At 64.5% G+C, this 24,779-nt stretch carries 20 protein-coding genes; 10 read left to right on the top strand and 10 right to left on the bottom strand.

Annotated features, from left to right (window positions below):
• Positions 1–21: 21 nt before the first annotated feature.
• From Q3A80_RS26325 to Q3A80_RS26300, 6 genes are read right to left on the bottom strand one after another with little or no spacing between them, the layout of a single operon-like run.
• Positions 22–1,032 (bottom strand): zinc-binding alcohol dehydrogenase family protein, encoded by a 1,011-nt coding sequence (locus Q3A80_RS26325; RefSeq protein WP_446331743.1) that lies wholly within the window; start codon positions 1,030–1,032, stop codon positions 22–24.
• 23 nt (positions 1,033–1,055) lie between these two features.
• Complete coding sequence (locus Q3A80_RS26320; RefSeq protein ID WP_446331742.1) at positions 1,056–1,931, bottom strand: amidohydrolase family protein; 876 nt, start codon at positions 1,929–1,931, stop codon at positions 1,056–1,058.
• On the bottom strand, positions 1,928–2,944 hold the full coding sequence (locus Q3A80_RS26315; protein ID WP_446331741.1) for an aldo/keto reductase: 1,017 nt from the start codon (positions 2,942–2,944) through the stop codon (positions 1,928–1,930). The genes Q3A80_RS26320 and Q3A80_RS26315 overlap by 4 nt, the downstream gene beginning before the upstream one ends.
• A 36-nt stretch (positions 2,945–2,980) precedes the next feature.
• Positions 2,981–3,928: a substrate-binding domain-containing protein gene (locus Q3A80_RS26310; protein WP_446331740.1), complete on the bottom strand. Its 948-nt coding sequence runs from the start codon at positions 3,926–3,928 to the stop codon at positions 2,981–2,983.
• 42 nt (positions 3,929–3,970) lie between these two features.
• Positions 3,971–5,002: an ABC transporter permease gene (locus tag Q3A80_RS26305; protein WP_446331739.1), complete on the bottom strand. Its 1,032-nt coding sequence runs from the start codon at positions 5,000–5,002 to the stop codon at positions 3,971–3,973.
• Positions 4,995–6,539 carry a sugar ABC transporter ATP-binding protein gene (locus Q3A80_RS26300; RefSeq protein ID WP_446331738.1) on the bottom strand — a complete coding sequence of 515 codons (1,545 nt, stop codon included), beginning with the start codon at positions 6,537–6,539 and terminating at the stop codon, positions 4,995–4,997. Before Q3A80_RS26300 ends, Q3A80_RS26305 begins: the two co-directional genes overlap by 8 nt.
• A gap of 233 nt (positions 6,540–6,772) precedes the next feature.
• On the opposite strand from Q3A80_RS26300, the gene Q3A80_RS26295 reads away from it, so the two are divergent.
• Entirely contained in the window at positions 6,773–7,474 is a 702-nt protein-coding gene (locus tag Q3A80_RS26295) for a FadR/GntR family transcriptional regulator (RefSeq protein ID WP_446331737.1), read from the top strand.
• Positions 7,475–7,934: 460 nt separating this feature from the next.
• On the opposite strand, the gene Q3A80_RS26290 is transcribed toward Q3A80_RS26295, so the two are convergent.
• Entirely contained in the window at positions 7,935–8,861 is a 927-nt protein-coding gene (locus Q3A80_RS26290) for a LysR family transcriptional regulator (RefSeq protein WP_446331736.1), read from the bottom strand.
• A 121-nt stretch (positions 8,862–8,982) separates the two neighbouring features.
• On the opposite strand from Q3A80_RS26290, the gene Q3A80_RS26285 reads away from it, so the two are divergent.
• From Q3A80_RS26285 to Q3A80_RS26245, 9 genes are all read left to right on the top strand, one after another.
• Entirely contained in the window at positions 8,983–10,371 is a 1,389-nt protein-coding gene (locus Q3A80_RS26285; RefSeq protein ID WP_446331735.1) for a M20 family metallopeptidase, read from the top strand.
• A gap of 29 nt (positions 10,372–10,400) precedes the next feature.
• A complete protein-coding gene (locus Q3A80_RS26280; protein WP_446331734.1) occupies positions 10,401–11,693 on the top strand; it encodes an MFS transporter in 1,293 nt (430 codons plus the stop codon).
• Between the two features lie 9 nt (positions 11,694–11,702).
• Entirely contained in the window at positions 11,703–12,848 is a 1,146-nt protein-coding gene (locus tag Q3A80_RS26275; RefSeq protein WP_446331733.1) for an aminotransferase class V-fold PLP-dependent enzyme, read from the top strand.
• A 195-nt stretch (positions 12,849–13,043) separates the two neighbouring features.
• Positions 13,044–14,096 (top strand): cupin domain-containing protein, encoded by a 1,053-nt coding sequence (locus tag Q3A80_RS26270; protein WP_446331792.1) that lies wholly within the window; start codon positions 13,044–13,046, stop codon positions 14,094–14,096.
• A gap of 16 nt (positions 14,097–14,112) precedes the next feature.
• Positions 14,113–14,832, top strand: coding sequence for an SDR family NAD(P)-dependent oxidoreductase (locus Q3A80_RS26265; protein WP_446331732.1), 720 nt, complete (start codon positions 14,113–14,115; stop codon positions 14,830–14,832).
• Between the two features lie 24 nt (positions 14,833–14,856).
• The gene (locus Q3A80_RS26260) at positions 14,857–16,092 is read left to right on the top strand and encodes a dienelactone hydrolase family protein (RefSeq protein ID WP_446331731.1); all 1,236 of its coding nucleotides are present in this window, start codon (positions 14,857–14,859) and stop codon (positions 16,090–16,092) included.
• A gap of 216 nt (positions 16,093–16,308) precedes the next feature.
• Positions 16,309–17,490, top strand: a complete 1,182-nt coding sequence (locus Q3A80_RS26255; protein ID WP_446331730.1) for a porin — start codon at positions 16,309–16,311, stop codon at positions 17,488–17,490.
• 435 nt (positions 17,491–17,925) lie between these two features.
• On the top strand, positions 17,926–19,134 hold the full coding sequence (locus tag Q3A80_RS26250; RefSeq protein ID WP_446331729.1) for an AAA family ATPase: 1,209 nt from the start codon (positions 17,926–17,928) through the stop codon (positions 19,132–19,134).
• 4 nt (positions 19,135–19,138) lie between these two features.
• Positions 19,139–20,842, top strand: a complete 1,704-nt coding sequence (locus Q3A80_RS26245) for a cobaltochelatase CobT-related protein (protein WP_446331728.1) — start codon at positions 19,139–19,141, stop codon at positions 20,840–20,842.
• A 459-nt stretch (positions 20,843–21,301) separates the two neighbouring features.
• On the opposite strand, the gene otnK is transcribed toward Q3A80_RS26245, so the two are convergent.
• The 3 genes from otnK to Q3A80_RS26230 all read right to left on the bottom strand — a co-directional run bounded on the left by otnK (position 21,302) and on the right by Q3A80_RS26230 (position 24,731).
• Positions 21,302–22,585: a 3-oxo-tetronate kinase gene (otnK, locus tag Q3A80_RS26240; RefSeq protein ID WP_446331727.1), complete on the bottom strand. Its 1,284-nt coding sequence runs from the start codon at positions 22,583–22,585 to the stop codon at positions 21,302–21,304.
• Positions 22,585–23,574 carry an amidohydrolase family protein gene (locus Q3A80_RS26235; RefSeq protein ID WP_446331726.1) on the bottom strand — a complete coding sequence of 330 codons (990 nt, stop codon included), beginning with the start codon at positions 23,572–23,574 and terminating at the stop codon, positions 22,585–22,587. The genes otnK and Q3A80_RS26235 overlap by 1 nt, the downstream gene beginning before the upstream one ends.
• A gap of 86 nt (positions 23,575–23,660) precedes the next feature.
• Complete coding sequence (locus Q3A80_RS26230) at positions 23,661–24,731, bottom strand: isocitrate/isopropylmalate dehydrogenase family protein (RefSeq protein WP_446331725.1); 1,071 nt, start codon at positions 24,729–24,731, stop codon at positions 23,661–23,663.
• Positions 24,732–24,779 lie beyond the last annotated feature (48 nt).

Genomic DNA, 24,779 nt, shown 5'->3' with positions numbered 1-24,779 from the left:
CCGCGTCCAGGATTCGATCGCTCAGCATTCGACGAGCGCCTTCACGACGGTCTGCCCCGCTTCCAGCAGACGCGGAAGCGCATCCGGTACGTCCTCGAGCCGCATCCGGTGCGTGTTCAGCGCGCGGTCCGGAATGCGCCCGGCGCGCATCGCGTCGAGCACCGTCGCGAAGTCCTCGGCGGTCGCGTTGCGGCTCGCGAGCAACGTGGTTTCCCGCTTGTGGAATTCCGGATCCGAAAACGCGACGTGCCCGCGCACGATCGAGATCAACGTGTATTTGCCGCCGTGCGCGACGAACTCGAAGCCGCGGTTCATCGCATCGAGGTTGCCCGTCGCGTCGAACACCGCATCGAAATACTCGCCGTTCGTCAACGACGCGAGACGCGCCGCGTCGTCCGCACCGGCCTCGACCGTCGCATCGACCGCCAGGTGCCGGCGGCAAAACGCCAGACGATCCGCCCGCGTGTCGAGGCACGTGACGTCCGCACCGCGCAGCTTCGCGAAGATCATCGCGGCCATGCCGATCGGCCCGGCGCCGACGACCAGCGTCCGCTGCCCGGCGCGGACGTCCGCGCGCCGCACCGCATGCGCGCCGATCGCAAGGAATTCCAGCATCGCCGCCTGGTCGAGCGAAATGCCGTCGGCCTTGTGCACGAACTGCGCGGGCACACTCAGGTATTCGGCGAGCGCGCCGTCGCGATGCACGCCGAGCACCTTGATGTTGACGCAGCAGTTCGTGTTGCCGCGACGGCATGCGACGCAGTGTCCGCACGACAGATACGGCATCACGTAGACCACGTCGCCGGCGCCGAGCCCCGACTCGGGCTCGGCCTCGACGACGACCGCGGAAAGCTCATGACCCATCACGCGCGGATATTCGAGGTACGGCTGGTTGCCGGTGAAGATGTGCAGGTCGGTGCCGCAGATACCGACGCGTTGGACGCGCAACAGCACTTCGCCGCTGCCGCGCACGGGCAGGTCGCGCTGCTGCACGCGCAGCACGCCGGGGGATTCGCAAATCACGCTGAGCATGTCGGGTTTCCTTTCGATCGGGTTCATTCGTCGTGGCGTGCGGTGTCGATCCGATAGAAGCGGCGCGCATTGCCGCCGAAGAGGCCGGGCAGCGCCGCGGAGCCGAGCAACTGCGCGCAGTCTTCCTCACACGCGGCCAGCCATTCGGCGTAGCCGCCGCATGCCGACGCCAACCGCAGCACCGGCCAGTCGCTGCCCCACATCATTCGCGCCGGCCCGAACAGGTCGGCCAGCGCGTGAACATACGGTCGCGTGCGCGCTCGCACCGCGGCCGGGCCGGCCGACGGTCCGGCCTCCGTCCAGAGACCGGACAGCTTGCAATGAACGTTCGGCAGGCTCGCCAGCCTGCTCATCGACGATATCCACGGCTGCAGCTCGCCGCGTTCGACGAACGGCTTCGCAGCGTGATCGATCACGATCGGCAGATCCGGATGGCGTCGCGCGAACGCGTGCAACGCATCGAGATGACGCGGCATCACCAGTGCATCGAAACCCAGCGCATGCTCGCGCATCGCCGCGACCGCGCAATCCAGCCGTGGATCGTCGATCCACGCGTCGTCGGGCAAGTCCTGCAGCATCGGTCGCAAGCCGCGCGCCTTCGGCGCGGACGCGAACGCCGCGATCCGCGCCGGTGCGTCGTCGACCTTCATGTCGACCCATCCGACCACCGCGCCGACCGTCGGCGTTTCGGCCGCGAGATCCAGCAGAAAGCGCGTGTCGGCTTCGCTCGGCAGCGACTGCACGAGTACGGTGGTATCGATGCGCGCGGCGTCGAGCAGCGGCGCCAGATCGGTGGGTCCAAAATCGCGGTGAATCGCGTCGAGCTCTGCCGGCGGCCAGCATCCGACCCGTGCGCCGATTCTCCAGTAGTGTTGATGAGCGTCGATGCGCGCGGTCATGCGCGTGCTCCCGGAACCGGCGCGCGCGCATCGATCAGGCCTTCGTCGCGCAGCGCATCCCACAGTCCGGCCGGCAACGGACGCCCGAACCAGTCGATGTTCTGCTTCAGCTGGGCCACGCTGCGCGCGCCGATCACACACGACACGACCGCCGGATGGCCGGACGGAAACTGCAATGCGGCGGCGGGAAGCGGCACGTCGAAGCGGTTGCACAGCGCGCCGAGCCGCGTCGCCTTGTCGATCACGTCGGCACTCGCTTCCGAATAGTTGAATTTGCCGTTGCCGGCGAGCACGCCGGAATTGAACACGCCGCCGATCACGACCCCCGTCCCGACACGGGCGCACGCGTCGAGCAGCGGTTCGAGCGCCGTCTGCTCGAGCAGGGTGTAGCGGCCGGCCAGCAGCACGGCGTCGAGTGCCGCTTCGTTCAGCGCATCGACCGCGACTTCCCACTCGTTTACGCCGAGACCGAACGCGCCGATCTCGCCGCCCGCGCGCAGCGCCTCCAGCGCACGGAACCCGCCGCCACGGGTCAGCTGCTCCCAGTGATGCGCGTGACGATCGCCATGGGTCATCGCGCCGATGTCGTGCACGTACAGCATGTCGATCCGCGCGAGTCCGAGCCGTTGCCGGCTGTCGTCGTGCGAGCGCATGATGCCGTCGTAGCTGTAGTCGTAGACCGGCCGGAACGGCAGCGGCTCGGCCCAGCCGTCGTCGCCCGGCCGCACGCTCGCGTCGGCGCGCATCAGCCGTCCGACCTTCGTGCTGAGCGTGAATGTGTCGCGTGCGCGCGGGCCGAGCCCCGCACCCACGCGCCGCTCGGACAGCGTGTACCCGTAATAGGGCGCGGTGTCGAAATAGCGCAGGCCCGCCGACCACGCAGCGTCGACGAGAGAGGCTGCGTCGGCGGCCGACATCGGCCGATAAAGGCCGCCGAGCTGCGAGCAGCCAAGACCGAGCGCGGACACCGTCAGCCCGCTGCGCGGCAATGTGCGTGTATCGGTTGCGTTCATGAGGCGCGACTGGATGCGGGAAAGTGGCACGGGCAATCAGTACAGGACATTCTTCGCCGCCTGCGAATCGAGGTTCTGCTTATCGACCATCACGACGCCGGTATCGATCAGCTTCGGCGCAGGCTTACGCTCGATGACGTCGAGCGCCGTGCGCACGCCCTGGTTGCCCATCTGCCACGAGCCCTGCACGGCGATCGCCTGCACGGTGCCGTCGCGCACGAAGCCCTGCAGATCCTCGTTGCCGTCGAATCCGATCGCCACCACCTTGCCCGCCTTGCCCGACTGCTTCAGTGCACGACCCATCCCGACCGCGGTCGGCTCGTTCGCACCGAAGATGCCCTTCAGGTCGGGGTTGGACGACAGCACGTCGGTCGTCTGGTTCAGCGCGGTCGCCATTTGCGATTGCGAGTAGTACGGGCCGACGATCTGCAGTTTCGAATGGCTCTCGATGTACTTGCGGAATCCGCCGACGCGGCTCACCTCGGACCCGGCGCCCGGCACGTACGACATGATCGCGATCTTGCCGGACTGTCCGACGCGATCGATCAGCGCCTTCGCGCACAACGCGCCCGCCTTCTCGTTGTCGGTCGACAGGAACGCCTGGTAGTACGGCTTGCCGCCATCCGCGATCGCCGAGTCGATCAACACGACGGGAATATGCGCTTCCCACGCCTTCTTGATCGCGGGTACGAGCGCATCGGGATCGGACGGCGCGAGTACGATGCCCGCCACATGACGCGTGACCGCGTTGTCGACCATGTTGACCTGCCCGCTGATGTCCGACTCGGCCGCCGGCCCCTGGAACGTCATCGTGTAGCCCTTGGCGCCGTCGAGCGCCGCCTTCGCGCCCTTCTGCACGTTCTGCCAGTAATTCGAATTGACCGTCTTGACGATCACGGCGATTTCGCCGCCCGCCGCATACGCGCCGCTGCTGCATACCGAGAACACGCACGCCGATGCCGCCAGCAGGATGGATTTGTTCATGTCTCGCTCCGCTTCTCGTTGGTAGGGACTGCTTGCTGCCGGTCAGGTCCGGCGATTGCGCAACTGGTCGATCCAGACCGTGCCCAGGATCACGATGCCGATGATGATCTGCTGGATGAAACTCGACACGCCGTTCATGTTCAGGCCGTTGCGCAGCACGCCGATCACGAACGCGCCGATCACCGTGCCCGAAATCGTGCCGACGCCGCCCATCAGCGACGTGCCGCCGATGACCGAACTCGCGATGGCGTCGAGCTCGTACATCACGCCTTCGTTCGGCTGCCCGGTGACAAGCCTCGACATCAGCACGCAGCCGGTCACGCCCGCGAGCGCGCCGGACAGCACGTAGGTGAACAGCTTCACGTCCTGCACGTTCACGCCCGACAGCCGGGCCGCCTCCGCGTTCGATCCGACTGCGTAGATGTGGCGGCCGAGCGACGTTCTCGACAGCAGTATGGACACCACGACGAACAGCACGACCATGATCACGACCGGATACGGAATGCCGGGAAACGTCGTGTCGGGGAACCCGTCCGCACCGATGTGCGAGATCCGCAGCAACGCGCCGTTGCCGAGCGCGCCAAACGCGTCGCCGAGATCCGATACCGGCCGGGCGCCCGTGATCTGGAGCGCGAGGCCTCGCGCGACGAGCATCATGCCAAGCGTCGCGATGAACGGCGGCAAGCCCATGCGTGTCACGCAGATGCCGTTGACGAACCCGCACAACGCGCCGACCAGGATGCCGGCCAGCATGGCCGCGGGCACCGGCACGCCCGTCTTGGCCAGCAGCGCGGCACAGACGCCGGCCAGCGCGAGCACCGAGCCGACCGACAGGTCGATGCCGCCCGTGATGATCACGCAGGTCTCGGCCACGCCCAGATAGGCAATGGACGTCACCTGCAGGCCGACGGTCATCAGGTTGTCGACCGAAAAGAACGCCGCGCTCGATATCGAGAACGCGAATATCAGCACGACGAGACTGCCCAGCGCCGCGAACTTCTGGATCAGGTCGCGCCGCCGCTGTCGCGCCGCCCGTTCATCTGCCTGGCTTCGATCGGATGTCATTTCAAGCATGGGAACGCCCCGACGCGTAGTGCATGATCTCCTCCTGACTGGTGTGTTTCGTGTCGACAACCGCGGTCAATCGACCTTCGTGAAATACGGCGATCCGGTCGGTCATGCCAAGCAGTTCCGGCAATTCCGAACTGATCAGCACCACGCCGACGCCGTCGGCGGCGAGCCTGTCCATCAGCCCGTAGATCGCGAATTTCGCGCCGACGTCGATCCCGCGCGTCGGTTCGTCGAAGAACAGGATCTTCGAGCCGCGATAGAGCCATTTGCCGATGACGACCTTCTGCTGATTGCCGCCGGACAGGTTGCGCACGCGCTGGTGCACGGACGGCGTGCGAATCGCGAGGTCCTGCACGTAGCGGCGCGCCACGTCGAGCTCGTCGTCGAAGCGAAGGAATCCGAATCGTGATGCGATGCCGCGCACGTTCGCCAGCGTGAGGTTCGCCGCGACCGGCATCGGCAGCGCGAGCCCCTCCTTCTTGCGGTCCTCCGACAGGTACGCGATGCCGTGCCGGATCGCCTCGCGCGGTGAGCGGATCGTCACGGGCTGGCCGTGCAGCGCGATCGTGCCGCCGTCCGGACGATCCGCGCCGAAGATCGCGCGTGCGATCTCGGTGCGCCCGGCGCCCATCAATCCCGCAAAGCCGAGGATCTCGCCGCGCCGCAACGCGAACGACACCGGCCCGAACACGCCGTCCCGCCGCAGGTCACGAACGTCGAGCAGCACTTCGTCCGTCGGCACCGATTGGCGTGACGGATATGCGTCGTCGAGCGTGCGTCCGACCATGCGCGCGACGATGTCGTCGATGCTGACGTCGGCGAAAACGTCCGTCGAGATATGACGTCCGTCGCGCAGCACGGTCACGCGATCGACGATCTGCGCCATTTCGTCGAGCCGGTGCGAGATATACAGAATCGCGACGCCGTCGGCACGCAGTTCCTCGATGATGCGAAAGAGCTGCACCGTTTCCGCTTCCGTCAGCGACGACGTGGGCTCGTCCATGATCAGCACGCGCGCATCGTGCGACAGCGCCTTCGCGATCTCGACCATTTGCTGCTGCGCGATGGACAGCACGCCAACCTTCGTGGTCGGTGCGACGTTCAGGCCGATTCGCGCAATGCAGCGCGCCGCATCCGCGTTCATGCGTTTCGTATCGACGAACGGCCCGCGCCGCGGCTCGCGCGCGAGAAACAGGTTCTCCGCCACGCTCAGGTGCGGGACGAGATTGAGCTCCTGATGAATGATCGAGATGCCCGCCGCCTGCGCTTCGGAGGCCGAACCGAATCTAACCGGCGCGCCGCGATAGTGAACGACGCCCTCGTCCGGCAGGTACTGGCCGCTGATGATCTTCATCAGCGTGGATTTCCCCGCGCCGTTTTCGCCACACACCGCATGCACTTCGCCACAGCGCAGGTCGAGTCGAATACCGTCCAGCGCCAGGACGCCCGGGAAGCGCTTGCGGATCCCTTCGAGGCGCAGGATCTCCCCGTCCGCTTCGTGCTGCGGGGCGTGACCAGGCAGAGTGCGGGGCATTGCCATTCCGTCTCCTTGGGGCGGATCGACCTCGGCTTCATGCGGTCAGTCCAATTTCGATGAATTACACCAATCAAGCCGAATTTGGTCAAGCCAATTTATATATTCACATCCTATCTTACCAATGGTGAAAACCCGGACATCGGGATGGACCCGCCGCCACAAAGGGCGATGCGATGGGCGTGATAGACTCCGCGACACGCGCTTGCGGCGAAAGCGCACTGACCTCAATTCCTCGGATGAAATCGACAGAACCCAAGCGGCTTTACCAATCCGTCGCGGCCCAGATCGTCGCGTTGATTCGTCAGGGCGAATTCGCGATCGGCGAGCGGTTGCCACCGGAGCGCGAGCTGGCACTGACGCTCGGCGTATCGCGTCCGTCGCTGCGCGAGGCATTGATCGCATTGGAAATCGGCGGGCAGATCGAAATCCGGATGGGCTCCGGTGTCTATGTCCGCGACGCGGCCGCCGACGAAGTCGGCACGATGGCCACGCTCGGCGACAGTCCGTCGGAGTTGATGCAGGCCCGCGCGGCCATCGAAGGCTGCGTCGCCGCGCTGGCCGCCGCGCGAATGACGGCCGCGATGCTCGAGCGCCTGCGTCGCACGGTTCAGCGCATGAAGCGGCTCGCGGACGCAGGCAAATCACCCGTCGAAGCCGACCGGCAATTCCACATGCTGATCGCGGAAGCCGCCGGCAATTCGGTGCTCACCCGCTTCGTCGGCGAGCTGTTCGACAGCCGCCACGATCCGATCGCGACCGCCATGCGCGGTCACGCGGAAAATCCCCAGACCTGGACCGCCGCCGTGTGCGAGCACGAGGACGTGCTGCTCGCACTGCAGGCCGGCGACCCGATTGCGGCGCAGACGGCCATGCGCGCGCATCTTCGCGCGTCGGAAGCGCGCTGGATCGAAGGCGGGCTGAAAGCCGACCCAGACTGAGCGGACGCACGTCGCAATGCCGATAGCCATGGATCGCGTCAAACCCGGCGCACTACAGGACGTCAGCGGAAGATAGCGGAATGCCCGGGAAGCCTTGACTGGCGGAAGGCAGCCGACTCCAACCACTGCTCGCACAGACCCGCCAGGTAAGACTCCCGCAGTTGCAGATAGCCTCCTACCCACAATCCTACCCATATTGGGCTCAGCGGCAATCCGACACCGGCCGCAATGCCCTGAAGGCAAAGGGACGCCGAACAGCTTCCCGCCAAAATGCACCCCAAAGTTGCCCTCACGGGCTCGGTTACGTTCGGGGCGCTCTCGACAAGCCGCCACGACGCTGGCATGCGATCCGACGAGAGTGTGTTAATTATGTCAAGTTGGATCCGCTCGTTAAATGGGTTGGTCACTGCATCGTCCAGCGCCTCGCCGCGCGACACGTGTGCGTGAAGCGACGTGTAGCTCAGCGGCCCTGCAGTTCCGAGGAAGTCCGCTCCAAATCGGCAATGATCCAACGCAGACATTCTTCGGCAAGCGGAGCGAGTTGTCTTCCGGCAAGCGACATTACCTGCAACCGTCGCTGCGTGAGTAAGGGATTGTCGAATGGAATAGCGGTCAATTCGTCGCCGGCGAGTCGCTTGGCAACGGACACATATCCCGACGGCATGATTGCATCCGGGATCGCCTGCGCGAAGCGGTATAGCGCCGCCACGTAGCGACTCGTCATCATCGGCAGTATCTCGATGCCTTCGACATCGCACGCGATGTCGAACAACTGACGATTGGTTGTCCCCTTGTCCTGCAGCAGTACGGGAAAGGCAGTCAGATTCCTGAGAGCGATCTTCGAGCGCCGCGCGAGTGGATGCGCGCGATGCATCAGCGCCATAACCGGCGCGAGCTGCGTGAACTCCACGACGACACCGGCTTCCGGTTTGAAGCTGAACGCGAGCGCAATCGACGCCTCGCCCGACAACAGCATCTGGCTCGCGCGATCTGATTGCACCACTTCTAATTGAATCGCAACATCCGCATGTTTCGCGCAGAACGCAGCTAGCGACACCGGCAAGAAATCGAACGCGAAGCCTTCGGTGCAGGCAATGGTCAACGTTTGTGCACGCCGCCGCTCCTCGCCCCGAATCTCTTCGAATACCGCTTCCGCATCGGCTAACGTCCGCTGCGCATGGCGCAGCAAAAGCCTTCCCGCATGCGATAACACCATGCCGCGCGCATGACGCTCAAATAACGGCACGCCGAGATCGCCCTCCAGTTTGGCGATATGACGGCTCAAAGCCGATACGGTCAGGCCGAGCTTGTCTGTTGCCGAACTCAGTGACCCGGCCTGCGCCACCACCGAAAAATAGTAAAGAGACGGTTCGAGCAGCTTGCGCATGGCAGAGTACCGGTAAAGCCAGACGTTTGACTAAAACGCAAATGTACCTTGTTTGATTGCGAATACAAAAATACTTCGACAGGGCTAACCTGAATCCCGGCTGACCCAAACACCACACGACATGTCCCGACAACGCGCTCTTGCCCTCGCCCGTTCACACTTCGACAGCGGCGATTTCCTTGCTACGCTGAGCCACCGCGTGGCGCTCGCAACAGAAAGCCAGCGCGCCGACGCAGCGCCGCTTCTGCGCCGTTACCTCACTGAAGAAATCGAAGATTCGCTCGTGAAGCTCGGCTTCACTTGCGAGATCATCGATAATCCCGTGGCGGGCATGCCCCCGTTTCTCGTCGGCGAACGCGTCGAGACGCCCGACCGGCCGACCGTGCTGCTCTATGGACACGGTGACGTGATCGGTGGCGATGCATCGAATTGGACGAACGATCGTTCGCCATGGCAGGTGCGTGCGGAAGGCGATCGCTGGTATGGACGCGGCATCGCGGATAACAAGGCCCAACACTCGATCAATCTCGCCGCGCTCGCGGCTGTCTTTGCCGAGCGCGGCGAACTCGGCTTCAACGCGAAGATCATTTTCGAAATGGGCGAGGAAGTCGGCTCGCCCGGCCTCAATGCAATGTGCGAAAACATGCGCGATCGGCTCTCGGCTGATCTTTTGATCGCATCCGATGGTCCGCGCCAGCGCGCTTCATCGCCGACGATCTTCCTCGGCTCGCGCGGCGCACTGCATTTTCGCTTGCGCGTGAACAACCCCGCCGGCGCGCGTCACTCGGGCAACTGGGGCGGCGTGCTCGCAAATCCCGCGACGGTCCTTGCCAACGCGCTCGCAAGTCTCGTCGATGGCAACGGCCGCATCCGCATCAACGGGCTCTTGCCGCCGCCGATTCCGCCGCAAGTGCGCGCACGCGTCGCACAACTCGAAGTGGGCGCGGACGAAGGCGATCCGGCGTTGTCATCGAACTGGGGTGAACCCGGACTCACGCCCGCCGAGCGCGTGTTTGCATGGAACACGCTCGAAGTGCTTGCGATGAACGCGGGCAATGTGACGAACCCCGTCAGCGCGATTCCGCGTTCGGCTGAAGCGGCATGCCAGTTGCGCTTCGTCGTCGGCACCGAATGGCTGCGCGCTAAAGAACTCATCGAGCAACATTTGGCGCGCGAAGGTTTCGACGGCATCGAAGTGTCGATCGAAGCATCGGGCGCCGCGACGCGCCTCGATCCGACCGATCCGTGGGTCGCATTCACCGAGCGATCCATTGAGGCGTCGACGGGCAAGCCCGTGACGCTTCTGCCTAACCTCGGCGGCACCATTCCCAACGAATGCTTCGCCGATACGCTGAATCTCGCGACCATCTGGATTCCGCACTCGTACCCCGGCTGCCGTCAGCATGCGCCGGACGAACACGTGCTCGCACCCGTAATCCGAGAAGCGCTGCAATTGATGACGGGCGTGTTCTGGGACCTCGGCGAGTCCGACGTCCCTGTCACGCGCTAACTCCACAACGAAACTTCGGAACGCACACCATGAATTCCACTGTGATCGAAGATCGCTCGCGGCCGCAAAGCGCCAAGCCGTTGCGCCGGCTCATCGTGGCGACGAGTATCGGCAATGCGCTGGAATGGTTCGATTTTGCCGCATATGGCTTTTTCGCGGTCACGCTTTCAAAGCTCTTTTTTCCCGCGCACGACGAGACCGTGTCGCTATTGATGACCTTCGGCACCTTCGGCCTCTCGTATGTCTTTCGCCCGCTGGGCGCGCTGGTTCTCGGACGTTATGGCGACCGGCGCGGGCGCAAGGCCGCGTTGCTGGTCTCGCTCGCCCTCACCACGGTCGGCACGCTCATCTGCGCATTGATCCCGACGTATGCGGCAATCGGCGTTGCCGCGCCCATCGGCCTGATGACCGCGCGCATTCTGATCTCGTTTTCGACGGGCGGCGAGTTCGGCAGCGGCACCGCGTTGATGATCGAGCAGAAGAGCAAGCGCAAGGCGTTTCTCGCGAGCTGGCAGTTCTCGAGTCAGGGCATGAGCACCGTGCTTGCGTCATTCGCCGGGCTTGCATTGAGCACGATGCTTTCGCCGGATCAGATCGAATCGTGGGGATGGCGCACGCCGTTCGTTTTCGGTCTGCTCGTCGCGCCCGTGGGGCTTTATATCCGCAAGCATATCGACGACACGCTGCCCGCTTCGACGCAACACACGCAGAACGCCGCGCCCATTCGCGACCTGCTCGCGCATCACAAGGGTCGCATCTTTCTGGCGGCGGGCATCATGGCTGTGTCGACGGCGGCAAGCTATCTGATGATCCTCTATATGCCGACGTATGCGGTGAAGCAACTGCACTTGCCGGCATCGACGGGCTTCGCGGCGACGGTCGTCACCGGGACCATCCTCATGCTGTTCACGCCGCTGATGGGCCATCTCGCGGATCGTTATGGCCGCAGCCGGATGATGGTGGTCTCCGCGATCGTGACGTTCGTGACGATCTATCCGTGCTTCGCGTGGCTGCTGTCGAGTCCGTCGTTTGCCGTGCTCATGGCGATCATGGTGATCGCCGGCGCACTGAAAGCGATCTACTTCGGCCCGCTTGCCGCTGTGCTCTCATCGCTGTTCCCCACTTCGGTTCGCAGCACCGGCCTCGGCTTCAGCTACAACATCGGCGTGATGCTTTTCGGCGGCTTCACGCCCTGGCTCGTCACCGCGATGATCGGCGCGACGCACAATCCCCTCTCCCCGGCGTTCTATCTGATGGCGTGCGCCGTGTTGAGCCTTGCTTGCATAGCGGTCTATCACTTCAAACTCGTGAAGCATATTTAAACGATGACCATGAATCAGGATCCTCGCAATCAGACCGGCGACTTCAGCGGCTGGCTCATGTATCACTCGGTCGGCGTCTATCCGGGCCATCGTGAGGCCATGCGCGATGCTCTCGCTTCTTTCGCCGACACATGGTGCGCCGCCGACGATACGCGCTGGGACGCCGCCCTCGCCGCGCGCGCCCGCCTGCTCGGCGACTGGGCCTCGCTCATCGGCGCCAATGATGCCGACGTGTTCGGCGCGCAGAACGTCACCGATGCCTTCGCGCGCTATCTCGACGGCCTCGCCGATGCGACGCTGAAGAATCGCACCGTGCTCGTCGCCGCCGATTGTTTCCCGAGCCTGCACTTCCTGCTGTCGGGTCTCGCGCAGCGACGCGGCTTCGACCTACGCACGGTGCGCGTACGCGAGGGCGAAACCTACGTGCGCGACGAAGACTTCATTGAAGCATGGACCGACGACGTCGCGCTGGGTTTGGTCACGTGGGTATCGTCGCTGACGTCGAAGCGTATGAATCTCACTGCGATATGCGAGCACGCACGACGCCGTGGCAGTCTCGTTGCGCTCGACGTGACGCAAGGCATCGGCATCCTGCCGCTCGATCTGAACGATACGCCCTTCGACTTCGTATGCGGTTCGACGCTGAAATGGCTATGCGGCGCGCCGGGCACCGGCCTCGGCTATATCGCGCCGAAAGCGTTGCAAGGGAACGCAAGCCCGGCCGTGCGCGGATGGTTCAGTCAAGAAGACCCGTTCAACTGGGACATCGATTCGTTTTCGTACGCAAGCGACGCGCGCCGGTTCCATACGGGAACGCCCTCCGTGCTGCCCTTCGTCGCATCGCAGCCCGGCATGACGTGGCTGCGCGCGCAGCCTGCGGGAAGCGTTCGTGCGCACAATCTGTCGCTCGCGCATGAACTCATCGCGATGGTCGACGACAAAGGCTATCGCCTGCTCTCTCCGCGCAACGACGACGAGCGCGGTGGCAGCATCATGGCCGAAGCGCCCGCGCATCTCGACGCCGCAAAGCTCGTCGTGCAACTGAAGGAAGCAGGCGTGTTCGTCGATTCACGAGGCCGCACGCTGCGCTTCTCGCCCGGCGTCTGCACGACGCGCGACGGTATCGACCGGCTCGCCCAATGCCTTCCGGCATGAAGACCACGATGGTCCGTTCGCGTTCACCGCGACGAATCGGAATCGCTTGTGTGCTGACAGGTCCGCCGGCTGGCGCCGTGTATCACGCGCCGCTGTCCAACCTTATCATTCAAGTGACTCCTTATGAACCCGACCGTATCCGCATCCATTCTCGCTGACGCCGCGATCGAAGGCGTGCAAGGCTTCATCGTTCCGATGAGCTGCACGGACCTTCCCGCGACGATGCAGTTCTTCATCGCGCGCCTCGGCTTTCGTCTCGACGCGATCTTCCCCGCCGACGGTCCGCGCACCGCGATCCTTTCGCGCGGCACCTTCAAAATACGCCTCGGCCTCGACGTAAAAGACGGCCTGCAAACGCTGCAGGTGCTCTGCGACGATCCCTCTCAAACGCCCGGCGAAACGCGCGAACTCGTCGCGCCCAACGGCGTGACCGTGCGGCTCGTGCACGCCAATCCGCCGATGCATCTGCCGGAGACGCGCCAGCAACTCGTGCTTTCCCATGCGGGCGATGCCGCGCACTGGAGCATTGGCCGCGCGGGCATGCGTTATCGCGATCTGCTGCCCGAGCGTCATGGCGGTGCGTTCATTGCATCGCATATCCGTATTCTCGATGGCGGCCCGGTGCCCGATTATGTGCACTTTCACAAGATCCGCTTTCAGGCCATCTTCTGCCGCAAAGGCTGGGTGCGTCTTGCATACGAAGGACAGGGCGAGCCCTTTCTGCTGGAAGCGGGCGATTGCGTGTTGCAGCCGCCGGAGATTCGTCATCGCGTGCTGGAAAGCTCAGCGGGCGCCGAAGTGATCGAACTCGGCAGCCCCGCCGAGCACATCACGATGGCCGATCACGACATGCGCCTGCCGAACACGCTTTACGATGCAGATCACGATTTCAACGGTCAAAGCTTCGTGCGCCATGTCGCGAAGCAGGCGACGTGGACGCCGTGGAAATCGCCAGGCTTCATCGCGACCGATACGGGCATCGGCCACGCGACGAAGGGTCTTGCAGGCGTGCGTGTGGTGCGTCCGGCGAGCGCCGGCCAGCAAGTCGCGCGCATGCACGACACTGAGTTCTGCTTCTTCTTCGTGCTCGCGGGTAGCGTGGACGTGAGCGCAAACGATCGGCAATGGCATCTGGAAGCAGACGACAGCATCGCGATTCCTGGCCAGCTCCGCTACGCGTTCGGCAACTGCAGCGCCGACCTCGAACTGCTGGAAGTGACCTTGCCTGCGGACTTCTCGCTAGCCTGAGCTTATCGAAATGACAATGTCCATGATCGATCACACGACCGTCGCTTTCGTATCGGGCGCCAATCGCGGACTCGGCGCGCAATTCGTTGCGCGCCTGCTCGCACGCGGCGCGGGCAAGGTGTACGCCGCGTCGCGTACGGGCGATACTGCGATTCACGATACCCGCGTTATTCCCATCGCACTCGATGTGACTGACGACGCCAGCGTCGCGCGCGCCGCGAGCCTCGCCGCGGATACGACTCTGCTCATCAACAACGCGGGCGTCAATCGGCAAGCGGGGTTCTTCGCCGACGATGCAATCGGCCATGCACGCGCCGAACTCGAAGTCAATTACTTCGGCATACTTCGCATGGCCCGCTCGTTTGCGTCTGCCCTGAAGACAAACGAAGGCGCGATCATCAACGTGCTCTCGATCCTCGCGCGGACGGCGCTTCCCGCAATGGGCTCGCTGTGCGCATCGAAGGCAGCGGCGCTGCGCCTGAGCGAATCGCTGCGCGCCGAACTCGCGCCTCATCGCGTGCGCGTCATCGCGGCGCTTCCCGGCGCGATCGATACGGACATGAGCCGCGATTTCGCTGGCCCCAAACTCTCCCCTGCCGAAGTCGCCGATGCCGCGCTCGACGCGCTATCGGGCAACGCCAGCGAAATCCCTATCGGCTCCATGGCGCAGGAGCTTGCTGCGGGTCTCGCCACGGACCGCGCCGCGACACAGGCCCAGCTTCATTCGACTTTTTAGCCGCGTTCATCGACGGAGACGACATTGGGTTCCTACATCGACATCGACAGTCATGATGGCCAGCGCTTTCGCGCGTATCAGGCCGTGCCTGCGCAGGGCTCGGGGCCGGGCCTCGTGCTGCTGCAGGAGATTTTCGGCATCAACGGCTATATGCGCACCATGGCCGACCGCTTCGCTGAAGAGGGGTACGTCGTGCTCGTTCCCGACCTTTTCTGGCGGATGAAGCCGGGCGTCGAACTCGGCTACGGCGAAGCGGATTTCAACGAGGCACTAGGCTATAACGAGCGGCTCGACATCGATCTCGCCATCGCAGATATCGGCTCGACCATCGCCGCATTGCGCGCATTGCCGATGCAGGCGGGCAAGGTCGGCGCGATCGGCTATTGCCTCGGCGGCAAGCTCGCGATGCTTGCGGCCGCACGTCTGGAGTTAGATTGCGCGACGAGCTATTACGGCGTCGGACTCGATGCGTATATCGACGAGATACCGAATATTCGCTATCCGATGCTTTTTCACTTCGCGGGCAACGACGCATTCTGCCCGCCGGAAACACGCGAGCGTCTGCAGGAAGCGTTTGCAGCCAATCCGCGCATCGCGGCCCACGTGTATCCGGACTGCGATCATGCGTTCGCCACGCCCGAGCGGCCCCATTACGACAAGCCTGCCGCGACCATGGCGTACTCGCGCACGGTCGCGCTGCTGCGCAACGTGCTCGGTCCGATTCACGATCTGAACGCGCTGTGGGAACGCCACTGCTATTACGAGTTCGCCACGCGAGACGTCGATGCGATCATGCCGACGATGGTCGCTGAGCCCTACGTCAACCACGTCCCGACGATGACCGGCGGCGTCGGTCACGATCAGTTGAAGCGGTTCTACAAGCATCACTTCGTGAATGCGAATCCCGAGGACACGAAGCTCATTCCGGTCTCGCGCACGATCGGCGCGGACCGCATCGTCGATGAATTCGTGTTCTGCGCCACGCATGATCGCGAGATCGACTGGCTCTTGCCGGGACTCGAACCTACGGGCAAGTACTTCGAAGTGCCGATGCTCGCGGTTGTCTGCTTTCGCGGCGACAAGCTCTACAACGAGCACATCTACTGGGATCAGGCTTCCGTGCTCGTGCAGATCGGCGTGCTGAATCCAACCGGTCTACCCGTCGCCGGCATTCAGACAGCCAAGAAGATGATCGATGAAACGTTGCCGACCAATACGCTGATGCGCAATTGGGAATCGAGCGAAGGCAAGGCCGTCTGAAGCATCATCGAACTTGATCGTAGAAAGCGCGCTGTCCATCGGGCAGCGCGCTTTCTACATGGGCGCATGAACGCTGCACGAGCCTTGCGGTTCCTGCAAACCCGCATTGATAAATTGCGAATACACGAGTGAATATGGCTCGGTAAGGTTACGTGACGGAACCGACACTGCATTCCGTTTGAGCTTGCGAATACCGAAAATCACTCATCATTCGTTATGCAAATGAACAGAAAATCGCTCTCCTTCGCTGCGTTTCTCGCTGCATGTAATATCGGGCAAGCTCATGCCGCGTCCGTCACGTTGTACGGTCTCATCGACTACGGTGTGAACTATCAGAGTAACAGTGGCGGCGGCCGCTTGATCGGAGGATCGAGCGGCATCATGCAGGGCTCGCGCTGGGGCTTCAAGGGCAATGAGGACTTGGGCGGCGGTCTCGCGGCCATCTTCCAGCTCGAGAACGGCTTCGATGTCGGCAACGGGAGATCACTGCAGGGCGGCGCGCAGTTCGGACGGCAAGCGTGGCTCGGCCTCTCCAGCAACGCGTACGGTACGCTCACGCTCGGACGTCAATACGATTCACTCGTCACATTCGTCGAAACGCGCATAAATTCTTCGAATTACGGCGGCGGCACCACCGCGCATCCGGGCGATCTCGACAATCTGAACAACAGCAAGCGCGTCAACAACTCGATCAAATACATGAGCCCGAGTCTGGGCGGATTCACGTTCGGTGGCGTCTATGGATTCGGTGGACAGGCGGGCGATTTTTCGCGCAACCGGATATGGTCCACCGGTATCGGTTACGACTATGGCAACTTCTCGGCGGGCGTCGCGTACATGAACGTGCGCAATCCGAACCAGTCGTTCTTCACCGCCACGCCGACAAACGTATCGGGCACGAATCTGAACAACATGACCGCAAGCCCTGTCTATAGCGGCTATGCATCTGCGCGCACGTATCAGGCCATCGCTGCGGCCGGACGCTATACGATCGGGCCGGCGACCGTCGGGTTCGTCTATAGCAACGTGCAGTTCAAGAACCTCGGCGATACTTCGTCCGGTTCGAATCCTCTCCGGCTAACGGGAACGGCGAGATTCAATACGGGCGAGTTCAATCTCACGTACTTCTGGACTTCTGCCCTAGCGAGCGAGCTCGTCTATAGTTATACGCACGGCTCGGGCGTGGGCACGATAGGTTCGTCGAGCTACAACACCGTGTCTTTGTCGCTCGATTATTACCTTTCGAAGCGCACGGACGTCTATGTGATCAGCAGCATGCAACTCGCAAGCGGGACCGATTCCACCGGACACGCCACGCGCGCGACGCTCAACGCGCTGACGGCGTCAGCGACGAATCGCCAGACATTTGTTCAGCTGGGCATGCGTCACAAGTTCTGACGTGCCGAGGCGCCCGCCAGTCTTGTGAATCTTTCTTTCGGTCCCGCCTTTGAAGGCCTCCCTCATGGCGGGGATTTTGTCAAACCGCCTGCCTACCGCCATCGACCGGCAAGAAGATGCCGGTGATGAACGAGGACACCGGCCCTGCCTCGGCGGCATCCGCCCCGTTCTTCCCCGCGCGTTCCGCGCTCCGATCATTCAACCGCCAGGAGCCATTTCAATCTGCGCTTCTCGGCCGTCGCCGCGCATCACCGATCATCTTCGCGCCCCGCACTGCGCACCCGCACGATGCGATAAAGTACAGATGATGAGCCGGAGCCCGAGCGCCGCGCGCATGCCAACCGCCGTGGCAGTTCCGGCCGCGTCGATGCCCCGGTCACGTCGAGCATCCGACTTCCCGTCGTCGATCCCGACGGCCCATTTCGTTTTTTGACCATGAACGCACCCACTGACAACGCATCTTCGGCTCCGTCGGTCCTCGGCGTCTATCGGCAACTGGCGGATCCGTCCGCCGGACAATGGATCGTCAGCCGCTCCGAGCGCGCGCACATGTACCGGATCCAGCACCACCGACCGGACGGCAGCACATCCGTCGATACGGTCGTCGATGCGGACAACCTCGATGCGAAGCTGCGCAAGTGGCATCAGGAGGGTTTCGCGCGGCGCGACGACGCAGCCGGAAATCGCCCGTCGCCCGCGCGCCGTGAAAGGTTCATGCAGGACCTGCGGCGTGCACTCGCGCCCCAGCCGGCCGCCCGGGGCGACGCGGCCGACGCCGTGCCTGTGGGCGGCGTGCCGATGCCGCGCGGCGCCGGCGGCCCGCTCGTGCCGCCGCACAACCCCGCATACCTGTTCACCGCACGCGCGGCCAACGTGCTGGAAGACATCGTCGAGAACCGCCGCATCCTACTGATCGGTCACACGGGCACCGGCAAGACGAGCCTGATCGAACAGGCCGCCGCGCGCACGGACCACGGCGTGCTGCGCTCGAACATGAACGGCCAGACCACGGTCGGCGATTTCGTCGGCTTCTGGACCGTCAAGGGCGGCGAGACGATCTGGGTCGACGGCGTATTGCCGACCGCCATGCGCGCAGGACTGTGGCTGATCGTCGACGAGATCGACTTCGCGGAACCAGCGATCCTCGCGGTGCTGACCGCCGTGCTCGAACCGGCCGGACGGCTGCTGCTCAAGGAGAAAGGTAACGAGATCGTCGTGCCGCACTCGTCGTTCCGGCTGTTCGCGACCGCAAACGCCGTCGGCGCGATGGGCCAGTTCCGCCACCTTTACCAGGGCGCGAACCTGATGAACGAGGCGTTCCTCGACCGCTGGCGCGTGTACCACCTCGACTATCTGCCGCCGCACGACGAGGCGCAGGTACTGCAACGCACCTTCGGCCCGCGCATGTCGGCTGCGATGGCCGACACGTTCGCGGCAATCGCCGCCGACTGCCGCGTCGCGTTCGTCCGCGAGGATCTGGCGAGCGCGTTCTCGACGCGACGTCTGCTCGACTGGGCCGAACTGACGCTGCGAACCGGCGATCCCGAATCGGCCGCAGGCCCGACGATCTATGCAAAGGTCGGCCCGGAAGACGCGGCGTTGATCCGCAGCATCGTGCACCATTACATCGCTCTGGAGGTGTAGCGCGATGGATCGGGACGACGACGCGCGCTCGGCTCACCTGACGCGCCTGGCTCGCACGCTCGCGCGGCGGCACGGGATCGACGTGCGCTTCGCGCGTTACGGCCCGGTCGTGCAGCGCGATCGGCTGGTCCTGCCAGAGACACGGCTCGCCGGCGACATCGACGACGAAGCGATCACCGGCTTCGTCGATCTCCATGCGGCACGCATGCGCTTCAGCGCGATCGACACCCTGACCGCACTGAAGTCACCGGTCGTACGCGCCGTCGGGCAGGCGATCGAGGACCGACGCGCGGCCGCGCAGCTCGTCGCGCTTTATCCGGGCGCGCAGCGCTTCCTCGCACGGATGCGTGCAACGCTGGCCACCGACACGTTGCGAGGCTGGCCGCAACGCACGTGGCGCGACAAACTGCTGTGGCGCATCGAACGCGCGCTGTGGCGCGAACCGCCGACGACCATCGAGCATCTGCCGTCGCTCGACGCGACCGTCGAGGCAGCCGCCGACCTCATCGATGAAGCACTCGCGGCGGCGTCGACCTCCGACAGCATCCACACCGCGCAGCGGATCGTAGCACGCGTTCGCGCGCTGGCCTCGGCCGGTGCGAACAACATGATGTTCACCGCCGATCCTGGCAGCACGCTCGACCGCGACACGATCGCCATGGAATTCGACGCAGACGAGCCCGGCACCTCGGACGACACGCGTGCGGCAGCAGCAGCCGAGTCCAGCGCTGCCGCGATCGCCGAAACGGCATCGTCACCGGAAGTACCGTCGCACGGCGACGCGACGCGCGGCACGGTCCGCCTGTCCGAGGAGAACCGGCCGCTGTGCTCCATCCCGCTGACCACGGCATTCGACACGGTGACCGACTTCACGGGCAAAGGCGAACCGGCACGCTGGCATCGTCTGCGCAGCGCCGCACGCGCACAGACGGAACCGTTGCGGATGCGTCTCGAGCGCGCGTTGAAGGTCGAGGAGCAGACGCACTGGAACCGTGAACGGGAGCGCGGACAGCTCGATCGCGCGTCGCTCGCACGCGTCGCGACCACGCCCGGCTATCGGACGCCGTTTCGCGTCACGCGCGCGGCACCGGGACGCGACGCGGCGGTGACCCTGCTGCTCGACTGCAGCGGCTCGATGGCGGGCCGGAAGATCGAACTCGCCGCGCTTTGCGCGGCCGCGTTGTGCGACGCGCTGATGCAGCTCGGCTTCGCATGCGAAGTGCTCGGCTACAGTTCGGTCGAAGATGCCGCGATGCGCGCACACTACCAGCGCTGGATCGACGGCGGCAACGGCGCATTCGGCTACAACCGTTTCGTCGAACGGCTCGACCTGCGTGTGTACAAGCGCTTCGATTCGGACAACCCGATCGGCCTCGCCTGCATCGAATGCGGGCACGAGAACCCGGACGGCGAAGCGCTGAGCTGGGCCGCCGACCGGCTGCTCGCAAAGCGCGCGCGCCGACGGATCCTGATGGTGCTGTCCGACGGGTATCCGGCCACCGGCGACGGCAACCCCGCGATCCTGCGCACCGATTTGCGGGCACGCGTCGATGCGCTTAGTGAACAGCGCGTCGAATTGATCGGCGTCGGGATTCTCGACGATTCGGTTGAGTCGTTTTATCCGATCAGCGTCGTGGTCGAGCAGCTAAACGAGCTGCCAGGCGCGGCGTTCAGCGTGCTGAGCGAGGCATTGCTGGATCGCCGCTGAGCGTGCGCGCGACCGGGCCGTGCCCGCTTCATCGCGAAGCCGGTCGCCGAATGCACGGCGAAGATGCGCCGGCATCGCGGCCCGCAATGCGCCCGCGGCACGGTCGAAATGTTCATCGATCCGTCACGGAACAATCGCGCCCGATATCGATGCCGCCTGCCCGGATGCCGCGCAGCGATGTCCGAATCGTGGCGCGGCTGTGATGGCGTCGCGTTGAACGGAACCCGGTCAGCGTTCGTTCGCCGTGTCGGCCACTTCGGTGCGTGTCGGCGCAGCATTCGGGTGCTCGCACGAATCGTGCCCCCGAAGCCGTCCACGCCGGCACGCGACGCCAGAACGTCGCCACGCCGGGTCGCGCGACGGTGGCTCGGCGCGCGTCCACATCGGAGAAAAAAAGGACTGATCCGGCCTTTGGCGCGTCCCGTGCATCGGCGGCCGCGCCACCTGACACCCGCCACGCTACGGCGCCAACGCCAGTGCCTGCTCGAAGAAATCGATCGTCCCGAAATTACCAGATTTCAGCGCGAGCGCCAGTTGGATACCGTTTCTTCCGATGCCGACGGCCCACGGCACGCCCGGTGCGATCGGGGCGCCGATGTGCAAGATCGACAGGTCCAGTGCTTGGACGATAGCGCCCGACGTTTCCCCGCCCGCGACCACGAGTTTCCTGACACCGGCATGCGCGACAAGGCAAGCCGCGATCGTCGCGAGCGCGCGTTCCATCAAGCTGCTGGCCATGTCGGCGCCGAGCGCCTCCTGGGCCTTCCTGACCGCATCGGGTGATGCGCTGCCGTAGATCAGCACGGGGCCGTCGGACACGCGCGCCGACGCCCACTCGATCGCATCTTCGATCAGCCGGTCGCTGTCGGCGAGCTCCAGCACATCGAGCCGGAACGCGAGACGCGCGGCCTGCCACCGCTCGACCTGCGCCTGGGTAGCCGACGAGCAACTCCCGGAAAGCACGACGGCGTTACCCGCGATCGCCGGCAACGCCGACGTCTGTGCAACCGTGTTGCCAAGCTTGCCTGCTGCGCGGAAATTCGCGGGAAGGCCCGCAGCAACGCCGGACCCGCCGGTGACGAGACGGTGGCCGGCGACAGCCGCGCCGATCGTCGATAAGTTCCGGTCGGTCACAGCGTCGACGATCGCATACCGGATGCCTTCGCGCCCGAGTCGGTCACAAGCAGACCGGATCGCTACTGCGCCTTGCTCGACCGTCGCGAGCCCGATCGCACCAACCGGCCGCCGCGTCTGCGCCTGCAGCACGCGAACGAGGTTCGAATCGGTCATCGGCGTAAGCGGATGATCGCGCATCCCCGATTCGTGCAGCAGCCCGTCGCCGACGAACAGGCAGCCGCGGTACAGCGTACGGCCGTTTTCCGGAAACGCCGGGCATGCGACCGCGAAACCGATGCCCAGCGAATCGCACAACGCGTCCGCCACCGGGCCGATATTGCCGGCCGGCGTCGAATCGAAAGTCGAGCAGTACTTGAAAAAGAACTGCTCGCAGCCGGCACGCTGCAGCCAGTCGAGCGCCGCGCGCGACTGACGCACGGCGTCGCGCGGCTCGGCGGTACGCGTCTTCAGCGCGATCACAATCGCGTCCGCGTCCGGCACCTCGCCGTGCGATGGCACACCTATCGTCTGTACCGTGCGCATCCCGCCGCGCACGAGCGTGCTGGCGAGATCGGTCCCGCCGGTGAAATCGTCGGCGATGCAGCCGAGCAGTGGCCGGCTCCGCATCACGCAACCTGCCGCTGAAAACCGAACAGCCGTGCCGGATTGTCGACGAGCATCTCGTGCCGCCGCGTCGGTTCCGGCACCCAGCGCTTCACGAGCGAGAAATTCCGCCCTTCGTCCTCGTCGCGGAACGGCTCGATATCTGTCGGAAGCGCATCCGCGGGGCGCTCGGCGCCGCCCGTATGCGGCCAGTCGCTTCCCCAGATCACCTGCGCCGGCGCCGCGTCGGCAAGCGTCCTGCCGATCGCGACGGTGTCGGCGTACGCCGGCTTCTGCAACGAAATCTGGTATGGCCCGGACAGCTTCACGAACACCTTGCCGGACTGCATCATCCCAACGAGCGCCGACATGCCCGGCTGCTCCGGCCCGTATGCAGCCTTCGCGAGCCCGAAATGGTCGATCACGACCCGATGAGGCTGAACCTGGATGCGGCGTGCCAGCTCGTTGAGGATCGGCAGCGCCGCGAAGATCTGGATGATCAACGGCTTGCCGCGCAACGTGTCGACCGTCTGCTCGAGCCGCGTGATCGCGCTGTTGAAGTTGCGGTCCTTGCCGACCTCGAGGTTGATGCGCACGCCGACGACGCCCGCACCCGCCAGGTCGTCGAGCTGTTGGGCCGAAAAAGTGTGGTCGATCACGGCGATGCCACGCGCGTTCGCGCCCAGCTGCCGCAGCGCATCGACGAGACACGCGTTGTCGGTGCCGTAGACGCTCGGCTGCACGAGCACCGCTTGTTCGACGTGGATCGCCTCGTGAAAGCGCCGCAGGTCCTGCACCGTGGCCGGCGGCGGCGTGTACTTCCGTTTCGGCGCATACGGAAAGCGCTCCGGGTCGAATATATGGCAATGCGAATCGATTACCCCGGAAGGCACCGCGAATTCAATCGCGGACATCTGTCCCAGTTCCTTGCCCATGACCTTGTCGATCCCGATGAATGACGACGCGCCGATTGCGGCGCCCGTCGCGACGAGCATTTGACGGCGATTGACCACAGCATGTCTCCAGGTTCTTGTATGTCTTGAATGAAATGCGTGAAGCCGGACCGCGCGGGCGCCACCGGCACCCGTGCCGGACCCACTCAGCCCGCAACGACGCGCGCGACTTCGTCGCCGAACGCCTTGCAGCCGAACCGACCGCCGAGATCCGGCGTGCGCGTCTCGGGGTTTGCGAGCACAGTGTCGACGGCCGCCTCAATCGCATCGCCGGCCGCGACGAACGACGGGTTTCCGTGGTGTTCCCCCATCCACCGGATCAGCATCGCGACCGAGAGGATCATCGATACCGGATTCGCCTTGTCCTGACCGGCGATGTCGGGGGCCGACCCATGCTGCGCCTGCGCACAGCAATGCGTGTCGCTCGCCATCATGGAGCCGGCAAGCCCGAGGCTACCGGACAGCTCGCTCGCGAGGTCACTGATGATGTCGCCGTAGAAGTTCGTCGCGACGAGCACGTCGAAACGTTCTGGCGAACGCACGAGATGCGCGGTCGACGCATCGACGAGCAGGTCGTCGAGCTGCACGTCGGGGAATTCCTTCGCGACTTGCCGCACGCATTCGAGAAACAGGCCGTCGGTCATGTGAAAGCTGTTCGCCTTGTGGATCGCCGTGACCTTCCTCTGGCGCTTCATCGCGAGTTCGAACGCGCGGCGCGCGATCCGCTCGCTGCAATGGCGCGTGATCTTGCGCATCGAAATCGCCATGTCGGGGCTCGGCATCAGTTCCGCCCAGCCCTTCGTCATGTTGCGATCGGGATAGAAGCCTTCAGTCGCCTCGCGCATGATTACGAGATCCATCGTGCGTCCCTCGCGCATGTTCGACGTCAGGAACGGCCGCGTGCGGGCCGGACGGACGTTCGCATACAGGTCGAGGCCGATTCGGAATCCGGCAGACACGTTGCGGCCGCCCTTCTCCGGCGCCGGATAGTCGGCATGAGACTGCGTGCCGAGAATGATGCCGTCGTAGGTCTTCGCCTTCTCCAACACTTCGTCGCGCAATGTTGTGCCGTATTTCTCGAGGCTCACGAAGCCGACGTCGTCGTAGTCGAACGACAGGTTAAGGCCGAACTTGCGGTCGGCGGCCGTCAGGGCGGCCATCGCGGCCGAGGTGATTTCAGGACCGATGCCGTCGCACGGCAAAACCAGGATACGCATTCTTACTCTCCGTAAAGGATATGGTCTTCACGTCCGCAGACGTCCACG

The sequence above is a fragment of the Burkholderia sp. SR8 genome (genome assembly GCF_052851275.1).
The sequence above is the reverse complement of the archived record's forward strand: the minus strand, read 5'-3'. Positions and strand labels throughout refer to the sequence as shown.